Source organism: Chryseobacterium salipaludis, from assembly GCF_022968825.1.
Lineage (GTDB): Bacteria > Bacteroidota > Bacteroidia > Flavobacteriales > Weeksellaceae > Kaistella > Kaistella salipaludis.
Genome location: NZ_JALHKS010000005.1, coordinates 183223 through 198487, shown reverse-complemented (window position 1 = coordinate 198487; position 15265 = coordinate 183223). Strand labels below are relative to the sequence as shown.

Annotated in this window: 14 protein-coding genes and 2 tRNA genes; 7 read left to right on the top strand and 9 right to left on the bottom strand. The window is 43.7% G+C overall.

What is annotated here, in order from left to right; all coding sequences use genetic code 11:
• Nucleotides 1–264: 264 nt before the first annotated feature.
• From MVI27_RS09900 to MVI27_RS09890, 3 genes are all read left to right on the top strand, one after another.
• Nucleotides 265–1782, top strand: coding sequence for a trypsin-like peptidase domain-containing protein (locus tag MVI27_RS09900; RefSeq protein WP_246961394.1), 1518 nt, complete (start codon nucleotides 265–267; stop codon nucleotides 1780–1782).
• Nucleotides 1783–1907: 125 nt separating this feature from the next.
• Entirely contained in the window at nucleotides 1908–2162 is a 255-nt protein-coding gene (locus MVI27_RS09895) for an autorepressor SdpR family transcription factor (protein ID WP_246961392.1), read from the top strand.
• A gap of 4 nt (nucleotides 2163–2166) precedes the next feature.
• The gene (locus MVI27_RS09890; RefSeq protein WP_246961390.1) at nucleotides 2167–2823 is read left to right on the top strand and encodes an SdpI family protein; all 657 of its coding nucleotides are present in this window, start codon (nucleotides 2167–2169) and stop codon (nucleotides 2821–2823) included.
• Nucleotides 2824–2922: 99 nt separating this feature from the next.
• Here the strand turns inward: MVI27_RS09890 and MVI27_RS09885 are convergent, their stop codons facing one another.
• The 3 genes from MVI27_RS09885 to MVI27_RS09875 are packed head-to-tail and all read right to left on the bottom strand — an operon-like array spanning nucleotide 2923 to nucleotide 6395.
• Entirely contained in the window at nucleotides 2923–3384 is a 462-nt protein-coding gene (locus MVI27_RS09885) for a hypothetical protein (RefSeq protein WP_246961388.1), read from the bottom strand.
• Entirely contained in the window at nucleotides 3385–3765 is a 381-nt protein-coding gene (locus MVI27_RS09880) for a RidA family protein (protein WP_246961386.1), read from the bottom strand.
• Nucleotides 3766–3812: 47 nt separating this feature from the next.
• Complete coding sequence (locus MVI27_RS09875) at nucleotides 3813–6395, bottom strand: putative LPS assembly protein LptD (RefSeq protein WP_246961384.1); 2583 nt, start codon at nucleotides 6393–6395, stop codon at nucleotides 3813–3815.
• A gap of 52 nt (nucleotides 6396–6447) precedes the next feature.
• On the opposite strand from MVI27_RS09875, the gene MVI27_RS09870 reads away from it, so the two are divergent.
• From MVI27_RS09870 to MVI27_RS09855, 4 genes are all read left to right on the top strand, one after another.
• The gene (locus tag MVI27_RS09870) at nucleotides 6448–7743 is read left to right on the top strand and encodes an N-acetylmuramoyl-L-alanine amidase family protein (protein WP_246961382.1); all 1296 of its coding nucleotides are present in this window, start codon (nucleotides 6448–6450) and stop codon (nucleotides 7741–7743) included.
• A 58-nt stretch (nucleotides 7744–7801) separates the two neighbouring features.
• Nucleotides 7802–7876, top strand: a tRNA-Glu gene (locus MVI27_RS09865).
• Between the two features lie 92 nt (nucleotides 7877–7968).
• On the top strand, nucleotides 7969–8223 hold the full coding sequence (gene rpsT, locus MVI27_RS09860) for a 30S ribosomal protein S20 (protein WP_246961380.1): 255 nt from the start codon (nucleotides 7969–7971) through the stop codon (nucleotides 8221–8223).
• A 13-nt stretch (nucleotides 8224–8236) separates the two neighbouring features.
• Nucleotides 8237–8311, top strand: a tRNA-Glu gene (locus MVI27_RS09855).
• Between the two features lie 1014 nt (nucleotides 8312–9325).
• Here MVI27_RS09855 and MVI27_RS09850 read toward each other — a convergent pair.
• The 6 genes from MVI27_RS09850 to MVI27_RS09825 all read right to left on the bottom strand — a co-directional run bounded on the left by MVI27_RS09850 (nucleotide 9326) and on the right by MVI27_RS09825 (nucleotide 15264).
• Nucleotides 9326–9877: a hypothetical protein gene (locus MVI27_RS09850; protein ID WP_246961378.1), complete on the bottom strand. Its 552-nt coding sequence runs from the start codon at nucleotides 9875–9877 to the stop codon at nucleotides 9326–9328.
• A 4-nt stretch (nucleotides 9878–9881) separates the two neighbouring features.
• A complete protein-coding gene (locus MVI27_RS09845; protein WP_246961376.1) occupies nucleotides 9882–10352 on the bottom strand; it encodes a hypothetical protein in 471 nt (156 codons plus the stop codon).
• A 3-nt stretch (nucleotides 10353–10355) separates the two neighbouring features.
• Nucleotides 10356–10799 carry a hypothetical protein gene (locus tag MVI27_RS09840; protein WP_246961374.1) on the bottom strand — a complete coding sequence of 148 codons (444 nt, stop codon included), beginning with the start codon at nucleotides 10797–10799 and terminating at the stop codon, nucleotides 10356–10358.
• 4 nt (nucleotides 10800–10803) lie between these two features.
• Complete coding sequence (locus MVI27_RS09835) at nucleotides 10804–11142, bottom strand: hypothetical protein (RefSeq protein ID WP_246961372.1); 339 nt, start codon at nucleotides 11140–11142, stop codon at nucleotides 10804–10806.
• Between the two features lie 86 nt (nucleotides 11143–11228).
• Nucleotides 11229–14984, bottom strand: coding sequence for a hypothetical protein (locus tag MVI27_RS09830; RefSeq protein WP_246961371.1), 3756 nt, complete (start codon nucleotides 14982–14984; stop codon nucleotides 11229–11231).
• Nucleotides 14985–15003: 19 nt separating this feature from the next.
• Nucleotides 15004–15264, bottom strand: a complete 261-nt coding sequence (locus MVI27_RS09825; protein ID WP_246961369.1) for a hypothetical protein — start codon at nucleotides 15262–15264, stop codon at nucleotides 15004–15006.
• Nucleotide 15265: the final 1 nt, after the last annotated feature.

The following is a 15265-nucleotide window of genomic DNA, read 5'->3' as shown; positions in this document are numbered from 1 at the left end:
AACGTTTTAGTCACTGCCAGCAAAAATGACCTTTTTGGCAGCTTTTGCAAAGATACAAAATCGCGCAGCGCTGTTAAAATTTGAGAATTTAATGAGTCGGTTTTCTTTATTACAGTTGATCTTCTTAAAAATAAATTAAAAAACGGCAGGCTGCTGTTAATTAATAGTTAAACTTGAAACAACCTGTTTTATCCTTATACTTATTTAGCATTAAATTTGTGATACAGAGAGTATCCAACTAATGTTTTAAATTATTTAATGACGATGAAAAATACTTTTAAGAAGCTGGTTCCGTACGCAGTAGTGGGCGTAATGTCGGGTGCCACCACCTTTGGCGCTATTCATTACTATGGCGAAAAAGCGCAGGATTCAGAATTTTCGTATTTCGCACCGAAGAATACGGACGCGAAATATGCTTCCTTTAATATGACAGGAGTGGGTGATGATTTCGTGCAGGCTGCCAAACTGACAGTTCCTGCCGTGGTGAGTATTACCAACTTCTCCAACAGAACGCAGCGCGGACGCAGCGAAAGCGATTGGTTTGATTTATTCTTTGGTCCCCGTGGCGGTATGCCGCAAAGACAACAGACGCCACAGGACGCACCTGCCATGCCGAGCGGGATGGGTTCCGGTGTGATTATTTCTCCGGACGGCTATATTATTTCCAATAACCACGTGGTGGCCAACGCCAGTAAGCTGGAAGTAGTGCTTTCCAATAAGAAAACCTACGTTGCCAATTTGGTGGGAACCGACCCGACAACTGATATTGCGCTGCTGAAGATTGAAGATAAAGGATTGCCTTTCCTGAACTTTGCCAACTCTGATAATGTGGAAGTAGGACAGTGGGTTTTGGCTGTCGGTAACCCGATGGGACTGAACTCCACCGTGACCGCGGGAATTGTTTCTGCAAAAGGACGTTCCATTGATTTGCTGAGCCAGCAGTCGCGTACGCCGATTGAAAGCTTTATTCAGACAGATGCGGCGATTAATCCCGGGAACTCGGGTGGTGCTCTGGTAAATCCGCAGGGTGAACTGATTGGCATTAACTCCGCGATTTCTTCCAAAACAGGATATTACGAAGGCTATGGTTTTGCCGTACCATCCAACCTGGCGAGAAAAGTGGTGGAGGACCTGAAGAAATTCGGTTTGGTACAGCGCGGCTTCCTGGGCGTGGTTCCGTTGGATTTATCTGATCAGCGTGCCGTGGCGGCTTATAACCGTGAAAGAAATGCCAAGATAAAAGGCGGAAACGGTGTACTGCTGTTGCAGGTGAGCGAAAAAGGAGGCGCAGAGGATGCAGGCCTTCGCACAGGTGATATTATTACCAAAGTGGATAACGTGGAGATTGGCAGTTATTATGATCTTTCCTTCGTGGTTGGCAGCAAGCGTCCGGGCGACAGAGTAGCGGTAACCTATAACCGAAATGGTAAAACATATACAACCAACGTAACACTGAAAGATGAAAAAGGGGGAACTTCCCTGAGAAGTAAAGCAGACCTGACCGTAACGGAAAAAATCGGTTCGGAATTCGAGCCACTGAGTGAGCGGTATAAAACCGACTATGGACTGGATTCCGGCGTAATTGCCAGAAATGTGGTGGGCGGCAGCCTGATGGCGGAGATCGGTGTAGTGGACGGATATATTATTATTGAAGTAAACGGAAAACCGGTGAATTCCCAGAAGGATATTGAAAAACTCCTGAAGTCACATACAGGAAATGTCCAGATTAAATATGTGGATGCCTATGGCCGGATTAACACCCGGGGATTTAAAATGCCTTAAGCGATATAATTGATAATAAAAAACGCAGCACTTTTTTAAGATGCTGCGTTTTTCTTTTGTTAAAGTTTAACCGAGTATTGTTTTATTCAAATAGTATTTAGATATTTGTCTAAATAACTAAGTAGATGAATGCGCTTTTTAAAGCCTTAAATGATGAAACACGCAGGAAGATTGTCGAGTTACTGAAAGAAAATGATATGACGGCAGGCCAGATTGCGGATCACTTTCAGATTTCCAAACCCAGTATTTCACATCATCTGGATTTGCTGAAACAAGCAGGACTGATCACCAGCGAGAAAAAAGGACAATTCGTACAATATTCACTTAACACCAGTATCCTGGAAGATATCCTTGCCTGGATTTTAAATCTTAAAAATTAAAAGTATGAAAACAAAAAAAGAAATTTCGTTACTCGCCGTTGTTCTGCTGCCCTTCATTTATATTAGCCTGATCTGGCACACGCTACCGGAAAGCGTACCCATTCACTGGAATATACATGGTGCTCCCGATGGATACGGAAGCAAAATGACTCTGCTGGTTTTGTCTGGTTTGTTACCGGTTTTCACCTATGTCATCTTTTCCATTTTGCCGGTCATTGATCCAAAAAAGCAGATAAACAGTATAGGATCAAAATATTACGCTCTGAAATTTATAGTTACCTTGTTAATGTCAGCATTGGCTATTCTCATTATTTATATGTCAGGCAACAAAAATACGGGGGAGCAAAGCCTGATATTCCTGCTGCTTGGCGTGTTTTATACAGTACTGGGAAATTATTTTAAGACGATTAAACCCAACTATTTCATCGGGATTCGTACGCCGTGGACATTGGAAAACGAAAATGTTTGGAAGAAAACCCATGTGCTCGCCGGAAAGTGGTGGTTCGCGGGTGGATTGGTGGTAATTATATTGACATTAGTATTAAATGAACAGATGATCAGCATAGCTTTTATATCAATCACTGTAATTATTGCTGTTGTCCCTGCGGTCTATTCCTATATTCTTTACAGACGCGAAAATAAAGTGATCGACACTATTTAAATAATAATCCCAAACTGCTAGAGATTTTCAGCAGTAAAAATCTTTAAACCGTTTAATATGCTATAACTGATTTAACTAACAAAAAAACGCAGCACTATTTTAAGATGCTGCGTTTTTCTTTTGCAATAATTTCTTCTCCCGTCTTTTCTTTCGGAGGTAAATAACCTCGGTAATCTTTCCGCCGATCCAGGCAAAGGGAAAGAAAGTGAGGAAAATCAGGATTTTATAAAAAGTAGGATGATACGGGAAAATGATGATATCCAGCATCGCCATAAACAAGAGGATAAATCCAATCAGAATTGCGTACGCTACCTTCGCATATTTCACAATAATCGCTGTAACCACCCCGCCAACCGTGGCTGCAATTCCGGAGGAAATCAGAAGCGCCACAAAAAAATAGGGTTTGTGTTCCATTGATTTTAGCAGTGACTCCCACCGCTGGAAAGGCGCAAACTCATCATAGGTAATCCATGATGAATTGAGCCGGATCCCCAGCGAAATCAGCAGGCCTGCAACAGCCAGCCCGGTGAGGACCGCAAAAGTATTTCGCAGAAAATTCATTTAGAACTGATGTGCAATCATCGAAATCTCGATATCTACATTGCGTGGCAGGCAGGAAACCTGCACCGTTTCGCGCGCCGGAAATTGTTCCGGATCCAGGTAAGAGGCATAGATTTCATTCATGGCTGCAAAATCATCCATATTTTTCAGGAAGATGGTAGCTTTCACCACATTGCTGAAAGTCAGGCCGGCGGCTTCCAGAATAGCCTGCAGGTTTTTCATTACCTGATGCGTGGCTTTCTCGATGCCTTCCACTACTTTTCCGGTTTCGGAGTTAAACGGAACCTGGCCGGAGATATACAGTACGCCGTTAATCATATTTCCCTGAGCATAGGGACCAATAGCGGCAGGTGCATTCTGAGTAGAGATGATTTTTTTCATAACAGGAATTTGGGCAAAGATAAAACTTCTGTGGTACACCTTAAAATTTAAAACGGTGCATTCGGCTGTGTAAAACTGCGGTCGCGGTATTTCAGGGCATCCCGCAGGATATTGGCTTTAATACCGATAAAGAAGTCATAGACTTTATACTGGCCAAACGGGATCCAGTTGAAATTAATAGTAAAGCTCCGCTGGTCCCGGGAAAAACCGAGTTGTGTATTGGCAATTTCCTTGGTGATAATATCATAATACAGATTGCCGGTGAGGCTCCAGTAGGGCGTGAGTTTCAAGGTCCCGTCCAAACCGAGCGAGGCCACCTGATTTCCGAAGCGTGTCAGGTTCCGGGTGTAGCCATATTGAGCATTAATATTCAGTGTCCACGGCTGCTGGAAGTGTGCATAATCATCATCATCAAAATAATAATTTTCATTCCGGATTTCTCCTTTTTTGGAATATTTTTTCGAAGGGTCTTCGCGCTCGCCAAAAATAGCTTCACTCAAAGGATAAGAGAGTTGCGCATTAAAGCCTTGGATGCTAAAATAGCCAAACCGATCTGTCCGGATGCCGCGCTCTTCGCCGGGCGCAAATAAAATCTTGTATGGTTCCAGTGTCAGGCTGGTGTTCAGGTTCAGCTTGTCAAATAAAGTGGTTTGCCCGTTGAAACTGAAAATCGACCATTTGTATTTCGGTGCTGCGAAGTTATAGCTGGTGTTGAAATTCAGGCTTTCAAATATTTTAATTTTCTTAATACCGGTAGAATCTTTTTTGCTGCGCACTTTCATTTCTAGGTTATTGTTCACACTGAATGTCAGCGCCTGCACCAGTCCCGAATTCGGTGTGCCGATAATGCCGCGATCGAAAATGGAATACATCGTCATCTCTCCGCGCTCATTATAATAGTTGCGGTAATAGCCAAACGACGGCGCAGAAAAATCCGGCGAGTAGCTAAAGCCTACCTGAGGCGTCATCATGTGGCGAATGGCCTGTACGGAGGAACCACGTTTAAAATTCATCTGCCCGTATAAAACCGTCTGCAAGCTCGTGCTGGTTGAAAAAGAAGAGTAGCCGGCTATTTTTTTATTTAAAATATCTTCGGTCGTGTTGGTCACCGGGTTGTAGGTCCGCGTAAGTGTTTTGGTCGTTAAGGCATTATCAATATTTGCTGAGAGCGAAAACGTGAAATATCGCGCAATGGTTGTATTGGTCCCGAGGGCAATATTATTTTTCAGGCCGGTCTGCATTTTATCCCACATGGCGCTGGTGAACAGTTCGCCTTCATTGGTCTGCACATAGTTATTTAAATTCAGTCCGGTATTTACGGTTATATTTTCCAGCAACCCTTCGCGGATGCCGTTTTTAGGTTTAAATAAATAAAACTGATTGATCGCCACATTCAGTACCGGCAGTTTTAAATCTGCCAGACCGGTGGAAAAGTTCTGTGAGTAAGATGAAGTCCCGGTGATGGTTACCGGCAAGGTCAGGAAACGCTTGACTACACTGATGGTAGAATTCTGCTGCGCATTCAGGTTATTCTGATTGAAGGCGTAGTTGTTATTAACTGTGTTATTATAGAACCGGTTGCTCACCACGTCCACTGAGGCAGAAAAAGTCAGGAACGGATTGGCTTTCGGATCCTGCTGGTGGCGCCACGCGATGCGATAGGTGCCCGTCTTGGAATAATCATCCAGCCCTTTGATGCCCCGCACCGTTGTTCCGATATCGGCGGAGAAGTTTCCGGTATAGCGGTAGTTCTTGCGGTAGTTCATTTCCGGCCGCAGGTTCCAGCTGCCTTTGGTGTAAATATCAGCCAGCACTTTCAGGTCAAAGTGTTCGCCGATCGGCTGATAATACCCCAGCGAGTTCAGGAAAAAGCCCACATCTTCGCGTTCGCCGAAACTGGGAATCAAAATTCCGGCACTTCGCTTATCCGAAAATGGCAGAATGGCAAACGGCATAATCAGTGGAGTCGGGACCTGCTCAATATACATCTGAATCGGGCCGGTAATGACCTGGGATTTATTCTTTCCTTTAACCAGTTTAATATTGGGTGCCAGCAGATAGTAATCAGCGATGGTGTCTTTCTTTTGAATGAAATATTCATCAGTCGTGTACTTCCCACGGCGCATAAAAAAGACCGAGTCGTTGTATTTCTTGGTTTTCTCCGCTACGATGACTCCTTCGCTTTCTTCCGTTCTGGCATTGAAGGCAATCGCCTGGCGGGTCTTTATATTATAAGTGAACTCGTCGTATTCATAAGTCTTTCCGCCTTGCAGGGCAACGGCCGGTTTGCTGATGCGCCCCAGCGAATCCAGTTCGCCACGTGCAAAAACCAACGATTTATTCCAGTCAATCGAAATGTAATCTGCATCAATCTGCATGTCCTGATACTTCACCTGTGCATTGGTGTTCAGGTACGTCATTTTTTTGGGAATATCGTTGCGGATACGGTCAGCCTTGCTGTACACAACGGCTTGCAGCTGCTCAGGTGTGCGCAGCGTATCCGGGCGGATAACCGTATCTTTAACTGCCTTATTTTCAGACAAATTTTGAGCCTCAGCGTGTGCTAAAAAATTGTTAAAAATTAGGATAATTAAAATGAGTGGTATATTTTTGAAGCCAATTTTGACCAAAGTGCTCTGTATATATGGGGCTCAAAATTAGCATAATTTTTAAAATCAGAAGATGACAGCGGACAGTTTTTACCTTAAAAAATATTTCCTACTTTTTTTCTCTTTATTCTTCTTCCTTCCTTTTGCTCAAAAAAAATTCACCATCGTTCTGGATGCCGGCCACGGCGGCAGTGACCATGGTACAAACCGAAAGTACAGCGACTTAGGACATGTAAGGGAAAAAGATATTACATTGGCGATTGTTCTTAAATTAGGACGCATGCTGGAAAAGAATAAAGACTTTAAGGTGATCTATACCCGAAAGATTGATGAGTTTCCATCGCTTACCCAGCGGACTACGCTGGCGAACCGCAGTAAAGCGGATTTATTCCTGTCGGTGCACGTGAATGCCTCGCCGGCCAACAGCACTTCCACCCAGGGAACCGAAACTTTTGTTCAGGGACCGGCGCAAAACAGAGCTAACCTGGAGGTGGCCAAAGCGGAAAATGATGTGATTTACCTGGATGAAAAAGACCGGGAAATGTTCGCTTCTTATGATCCGAAATCACCGGAGTCATTAATAGCACTGAAAATGCAGCAGGCAAAATATCAGGAGAGCAGCCTGCTCATCGGTAGTTTCGTCGAGGAGAACTTCTCGGTTAAAAATAAAAGAAATTCACGGGGCATCAAGCAGGCGGATTTGCACGTACTGCGTATGAACGCCATGCCATCCATCTTAATAGAAACCGGCTTTGTGAACAATTATGAAGAAGCCAGCTATCTTTCCTCGGACCGCGGCCAGGCTGAAATTGCTGAGAGTATTTATGATGCGGTGATACGGTATAAAAAAGCACTGGAAAGAAACGGCAACGCTCCGGTGGCTGCACGCGAGCCTGAGAAGCCGGCAGAAAATCCGCTGAAAAATGATTTCCGTATCCTGCTGATGTCAGCACCGAGCAAATATGTGGCAGGTGATCCGGCACTGAAAGGACTGAACTACATCCTGACGATTAAAGAGAACGGATTATATAAGTATTATTATAGTGTAACGAATTTCGCTTCCATTCGGGATCAAAACCTACGTACGGCCAGAGATGCAGGCTTCCGGAATGCAGCAGCGGTTTCCTTTATGCCGAATCAGCGGCTGGGAGTAGGGTATTATACACTCGAAGTTGCTGCCACGGATCAGAAGCTGAGTTCCAATTCACCCATCTTGAAAACGCTCGGCAACGTAAACCGGGTTAAAGAGCGCGGCCGTTTCTATTACACGTACGGAAAATTTGCCAGCCTGGAAGAAGCGGTTAAAACTCAGAAAGAGCTGGAAGCCAAGGGGATTCTGCATACGGTGATACAAAAAGTGACGCGCTAAGCGAAAAACGCTTGTGGGAATAGAAAACATTTTCTATTTTTGCAGTCCTTAAAACAAAGGCCTATTCGTCTAGTGGTTAGGACTCAAGATTTTCATTCTTGCAACAGGGGTTCGATTCCCCTATAGGCTACCAAAGGATTGAAAGTTTTAAAAAAAAGTTTTTGAAAAAAGATTTTGTAATTAAAAAAGGTTTTATATCTTTGCACTCAAGTTTTAGAAAAGGAAATGGCAAATCATAAATCAGCTCTGAAGAGAATCAGACAAAACGAAAAGAAAAGATTACGCAACAGATACTACCACAAGACTGCGAGAACAGCTCTGAAGGTATTGCGCAATGAAGAGGATAAAGCTGTAGCTACTGAGCAGTTGCCAAAAGTAATCTCTCTGTTAGATAAGCTTGTGAAGAAAAACATTATTCACAAAAACAAAGCTGCTAACCTGAAGAGCAAACTGACTAAGCACGTTAACAAGTTAGCGTAATTATAAAAGGAATGGCCCGTTCGTCTATCGGTTAGGACCTCAGATTTTCATTCTGGTAAGAGGGGTTCGATTCCCCTACGGGCTACCAATAAAAGTACCAAATACTTTACTCATAGGCACTTACATATTTTTGTAGGTGTCTATTTGTATTATAAATGTATTATTTATTCAAAAAGCATATATTAGGACTATACGTATAAGGCGTAGTACGCTAAATACACTCTTAGTATAAATCTCCCTAAAATTAAACACTTGTTTAAATTTTATAGACTCTTATAGGGAACATTTTATTTCTGAAATTCTATAAATATAAACTCATAGTAGGCGTATAACGCGTATAATGCGTATAATGATATTTAACCTATTAATAATCAATACTTTGCGCTTCAAAATTTAGGCGTATAATAGGCGTACTGGCGCGTATTTAGGGCGTATTTGCAGCATTTTACGGCTAAATCTCTACTTCTGAAGTCAAAATAAAAGGTTTTGTTTTAGGGTCGCTTTCGTCACCTGCGTCACCTTTCCCGAAAATCTGTATCTTTGATCTGTGGCTATATGCTAAACCATTCTACTCATTGGCCCGGTCTTTTTTGGATCGGGTTTTTTATACACCAAAATTGGCTATGAGGAATATTTTAAAAGTGCTGGCACGGCACTTTTAGAACCGACCGCCGGAATTCCGACCTCGCTGATTAGCAATGGATTAAATACCGCCAAAAACGGCATTATAAAAGCCAAGCGTGGTAAAGGTGTTCCATAATTCTGTGGAGCAGGTTTTCAACAAATTCATGAAAGCGGAAGTAATACAGGGTGTAAAGTTTTTTACGGCCTCGTTCACATTCCCAAAGGTGATTAAAACTAACCTTTCAGGTTTTCGACTTAATGTCGAACGTGCACAAAAAAAGCCCTAACGTTTCGTTATACCTAACTTTCCACACCCTCAACTTCATGTTGAACGTTCACAAAAAAGCCCTCCGTATGGAAGGCTGGAAGTGCTGTAGTAGCACTACTCTTGGAAGTGGTTCAGGGCCACTTTGCTATAATGCATTATAATTTACATCCATTTTAAATCTTCTAGGTTCCTAGAAGATTCTCTACTTTGCTATAAAGCATTATAATTTACCTCTTGCTTCTTCAATATAAAATCCTTATCGTACTGAAAAAGGCTCACAAACGTAGCGCGTGGGGCCGTTCCCTTAATCATCGCCATAATTTCGCTGACTTTCTCAAAGGCTTCTTGGTGCAGATCATACAATTGCTTTGCTCTTGGGGTATCCAGGCTTTCCTCAAACTTACTTCTCAGTGCTTCCAGCGTTTCCGGCAATACCGCTACCGCTCCTTTTTTTACGCTGAATTTTTCCCGCTGATAGGTAATGCCGTGCAGTTCCTGAATGTGCCGCAATTCGGCTGCTGCTGCTTCCTGCGCTATTGCCCTGATCGTGGGCGACTTGGTTTCAGGATAGAAAGTTGCAGCCAGCTGCGCCACCGGCTCGCTGTCAATAAAATGTGCATGGATCTGTTTATCTGTCAGCTTCAGTTCGTATTCCTGCTGGAAGTCCTGGAGGGCATTGTTCAGATTATCGGCTTTTTCTTGCAGTTCCTGTACCGCATCCATGTAGCCGGCTTCGTTAAATTTTAAAATTATTCTTTCCATGTTTTTACTGTTTTTTAATTAATCCGTTTTCTTTTCTGATATCTGCGAACTTTCTGTCGAGAATATCTCCGATTTGCAGCCAACTGCCGGTGATGACGTCTTTGCCATTATCTTCGACAAATCGCGCGTAACTCATTCCAGCGACCAACACGCCTATGAAACCATTGTTTCCCGCGTCCTGAGCGGCTTGTCTCGCTATCTCCAAACCATCCTGCTTTCCTTTCGCGCCATCACCTTTCGTGCCTTGACCATCCTGTGAAAAATGACTACCAACTATTTCACCATTGTAATACAGCACGTAGCCTATTGAAGACCGCAGGTTATTGGTTTGATCTTTATATGTATTGGTCTTTTTCGCGAGAATAACCACTTCCATAAGCGACTGTTCTATCGCTTCCTGTATGCTGGTGATTGCGTTTCTCACGATATTTTCATGGTTCTTTTTGAAGTCAGGATATGTTACTTTTAATGCCATGACTTAGTGTGTTTTTCTCGTTGTAACCTCGTTGTAATCTGGGTCGCTGCTTTTATCAAAAAACGCCTGCAATTCTTCCAAATTTAAGTGCCTGGCGACTGGTGCTGCTGGCCGGTGGGTGATACGCTGCTCCGGCTTACCAAATACAAAATCTCTCATATCTGTAATTACATGGTGGCGGCGTTTCGGATCGCTTAATTCTGTGAGTATAATCCGTAGAACGTACGGCGTGGAAGGGCTCTTTGCGAGTGCTTTAATCTCGCTCTCTGTTGCGTTCATGATCCGGGTCAGCAATTCCGTGTACTCGGCGCGGTCAAGGTTATCAAATCCGTTCTCTGCGAGCTGTGCATTTACTTTGCTGAAGGTTTTTCTTGGCCGTCCTTTCCGGTTGATATTCTCCGGCTTGGCATCGAAGCCCTTACCGATTAAATTGTGTTCGTTTGCCATGATATTAGTTTACGCTTGGGTTCATGTATGTTTTCAGGGTGTTGCGGACAATCTTCATTTCCTGTTCGGTCGGCAGTATCTCTTGGGTAAACACAAGACCACTCTGCAAGCCTTTTTCAGTTGGCGCAAGTTCGTCGTCAATCAAGCCGTTTTTCATGAGCAGCAAAAGAAAAGTGGGATAGTTTAACCCGAATACCACGCAATAAATAAACAGTGATGCCAGCGGCGGGAAATTATCTCTTTCCTCTTGGGTCCACTTACCTACGATCTGCGCCACTTTTTTCAGTTCCGCTTGCAGATCCTCTGTGTAGGTTGGGAACTGCTCCTCTAAATAAAGTTTCATTTTTACTTTTTTTTTCGTTGTTAATTGCTAAAATACACCGTTATTCCGCGTTTTTTTCGTTGCAAAAAATAAAGTTTTGATAATTTTTAAAGACCTCCGGCGCGTCTACCACCGTCGTCTGACATTTTACTGTTGATGCTGGAAATATCTAGTGCTATTCCGTGCAACTTACTGGTGTTATATTCGATTTTAGCGAGCATCATCAGGCTTTCTCTGAGTGTATTGTCATTTGACATCGCAATCTCAAACATCTTACCCTGTATAATTCGCATAGCATTAAACTGCGCTACCAATTCCCCGGCTTCCTGGCTGGTGATACTTTTAACCGCGCCTTCCATTCCTTTGTTTATCGGCCCTGCTTGGTCGCCCCCAAGCATAGGCTCTAACATCGTTATAAGATCTTGTCCGGCCTGCCCGATGCTCTTTAGCCAATTTTTATAAAACTCCATTTGCTCAGGAGTTAAAGGCGTGAACGCACCAGAACCGTTTTCATTAAATCCGATATCAGCCATCAATTCGTTAAGGAATTTATCAATGAGTGGCTGTAACTTCATAGCAACCGCCTGTTTGACAATTCTCTTAAATAGATTATTGGTAAAGTCTTCCAGCGCACTGGCTGCATCTTCTCCACGAGCGAAGGCTTCCACAAGCGCATCACCTAACTCTCTGGCTGCATCCTTAGCGGTGGTTTGCAAAATAGTTTCTGCAATATTGTCTTTTATATTTTCGATTTCCTGATCGATACCCTGAAGCTGTCGCGTCCACTCGTCAATTTTACCCTGATCTGCTTTCTTCTTGCTGCCTTCCGCATTGATGGCGTTTTGCAGTGCTACTTTCTGCTGTTGCAGGTTCTTAATCATATCAGTCTGGCCGCTATACCTTTTATCTCCCAGCGCCTTATTTGCGGCGTGTGATAATCTGTCATAGGCGGCTGTAAGTTGCGCTAATTGTTGCAATTCTCTTTTAACATTGCGCTCTTTTTTCTTATCGCCGTTTATGGCTTTCCAGAGTGATCCAATCAGCTGAACGCCTGCTTTAATCATTCCGGCAATGTCGCCTTTTGCGATTGAGGTTCCCAAGTCAAGTGCTGCATTTCCGACTTCCATAATGCTTTCAATCGCATCATTTGCCGCATCATCAAAACCGCCGAACATTTCGCCAATAGTCATCACGCCCTCGCCTACAGCGTTGAAAATCTCTTTTGACTTATTGAGGTTGTCAGTGAGTTTTTTCTTTTTTGCGGCTGCCTCCATTTCGGCCTCACTCAATCGTTTGGCTGCTGCCGCTGTTTTGTCAGTAGCGTTGCCGTTGGCATCTAATGTGGCGTTATATTCTTCCGTAGCTATACGAACCGCATTTACAGCATCTTTGAGGTCGTGATATGAACTGATCACATCTTTGAAAGGATTTCTTAGTTGCGCATCCTGCACTCTGTTGATAGCTTGTTCCAGTTCGCGCATTTCGGTAGGCTCCAATGTTTCGCCCATGGTCCGCTTAAACTCCAATAAACTTGCTTCAATTCGCTTTAAGGCAGCCTGAGAAATATATTCCATATCACCGAATGCCATTGACCAATCAGCCGAACCCTTGAAGGCTTCCATCATTAGCTTGGAGTTTTCTTCGGCTTGCCTGCGCATCGCTTCTGCTGATAACCTCGCTTTTTCTTCTGCTGTTGTACTTGCATCAGCTTCAATCTGGGCCCTCAATAAGGCGTATTTTTCCGCAATGGCTGTTTGTTGTTGTTCCAGGCTTTCCGCTTCTTTTACAAATGCCTGATAATCCTGTTTACGCTGCTCCAATATTTCGCGCTCACGTTCTGCAATTGCCGCAGCATAACCGTTGCTTTTGTCGTCTCCGGAAAGATTGCCTCGCTCTGCTTCCAATTCCTCCGGTTTTTTAAGGGCGGCAATTTTCTTGGTAAATTGACTGAGTGCAGATTCTTTACCCAATAGTTCGTCTGACTGCTTAATTGCCACACCCAGTAAAGTGCGTTCTTCATCTGTCAAACTGTCTTTGCCTGACAATTCAGCTATTGTTTTCTGCAAATTATCGAACATTGATCCGTCCGGAAGCAATCCCTTATAAATCTCGTCTGCTTTATCTTTGCCCAAACTTTCTACTGCCGCGTAATAATCAGCCCACAAAGATTGCTCACGGTCAAAGGCTTCTTTCAGTGAGTCGATGCGGATTTTTGCTTCGGCGGCGGCTAATTCCTTGACAGCTGCCAGTCGTTTGGTCTTTAAGGCTGCAATTTGTTCCGCACCGGTAGCCTTTGAAAGTGCCTTGTCGATTTCCGATAAGCGTTTTTGAATTTCGGCAACAGATCCGGGTGGTAAAAACTCGTCGGCCTTTTTGGGTTTCGGTCCTTTTTTCTCCTTTTCCTTTTTTGTGGTGCCGGGCGCTCTAAACCCTGCTTTAGCGAACGCTTCATCTGCTTCTTGCGTCGCTTTTACTGCAACTTTAACCATGCTCTCATAGCCGTTTTTCATGGCATTCATCTGAGCGGTGGATTTTGGGCCAATGCCTAAAATATTCGCACCAAATTCATTTACGGATTTGTTTATTTTTCCAAATAACCCATCATTTGCGTATTTCTGCTCGCGCTGTTGGTGTTCGTCAAAGTTCTCTAAATATTCCTTATACTTTTCAGATGCAATTTGCATGGCGGCGGCGGCTTTCGCTCGCGCCATCATAGACTTTTCAAAGGCTGCTGTCTTATCTCGTAATACGTTTTCGGCATCATTTACATTATTAACCTCAACACCCAGCTTATTAAATTCGTCTTTATTGTCTTTAATAAACTTTTCCTTGGCTTTCAGATCACTACCGAGCGCGTTCCATTGCGCTTGCAGCATCTTATATTGAATCATCGGTTCAGCTACAGAATCAGCGACTTGCTTATTCATTGCCTTCATATCTTCCGCTGCTTGCTGTGACTTTTTAGTCATCAGCGCAATAGCACCCACGACCGAAATAATTGCGGCGGCCAGTAACACATACGGATTGGCTTTTGCGACCGCGTTAAATGCTCTTTGCGCGATTGTCGCCTTTCCGGTGCTTGCTGCCGCCAGCGCGTCAGCTTTAGCCTTAGCTTTAGCTTGCAGCGCCTGAATACCTTGGATTAATGCGCCCTCTTTGTTTACCGAATTATGTAACTGCTCCACTCCAATTGCCGCCGCCATGACTCCCTGTAAGTTTGTCATGATTTTAGTAAGGTTCTCGTTTTTGTCGGAAAGCAAGGTTATTACCCCCATAAACGTAGATGCTGCCCCCGTAGCTGCGCGAAGACCGCCAACCAACACGTCTAACCCACCACTCCGGTTTATGGATTTCATGTCAGCATTGACCGCGTTTATTGCTCTTTGGTATTCGGCTGCTTTCGTGGCCAATTCATTGTACTGTGCGCTATTTTTCTGACCGTTAGCGACTAATTGTGCCATTTCGTTGCGTACAGCGAGGAGTTTCGTGCGAAGCGTGTCGTGCGCGGCGCTGCTGGATTTCACATACACCTCAAGTTCTGCAAGCGCGTTTTTTTCACCTTCAATCTCCGTTTTGATTTTTGCCGCTTCCTGCATCATCGCTGCTTTAGCGTTTCCAGGTGCTACCTTATCCAGCTGCTTTTGCAATTGCTTATACTCGCTTTCAAGGTCTTTGATGACTTGCTTTTGAATAACTAAATTTTCTTTAGTCACATCCATTAAATTGTCAACACTGCCGGCTTGTCGTGAAACTACCTCCGAAAACCCGCGTAATTTCCCCTCGCCGTCACGAAGCGCTGATTCCAACTCGCTTTTATCAATGCCGATTTTATATCTTATATCTCCTCCGTTGTTATCAGCCATGATCTTACAGTTTTATTGGTTAAATTGTTTTTCCTCCTAATCCGCCTCCACGCAATTTTTCTTCAATGTACTGTCGAACGCCTACACTTAATTGCTCTTTGGTTTCCGGTTTCTTCTTCGGTTCGTCCGGATACAGGAAATCCCGCATTTCTTTTTCGATCTGCTGTTTCACAGCTTCCTCAATATTTCCGGTAGAATAAAATTCTTTGCCGTTGAGGTTGTATTTCTTCAAGCCTTGAACTTCAAAATACTCTTTTCCGTTAATCGTTACTTTTTCCATT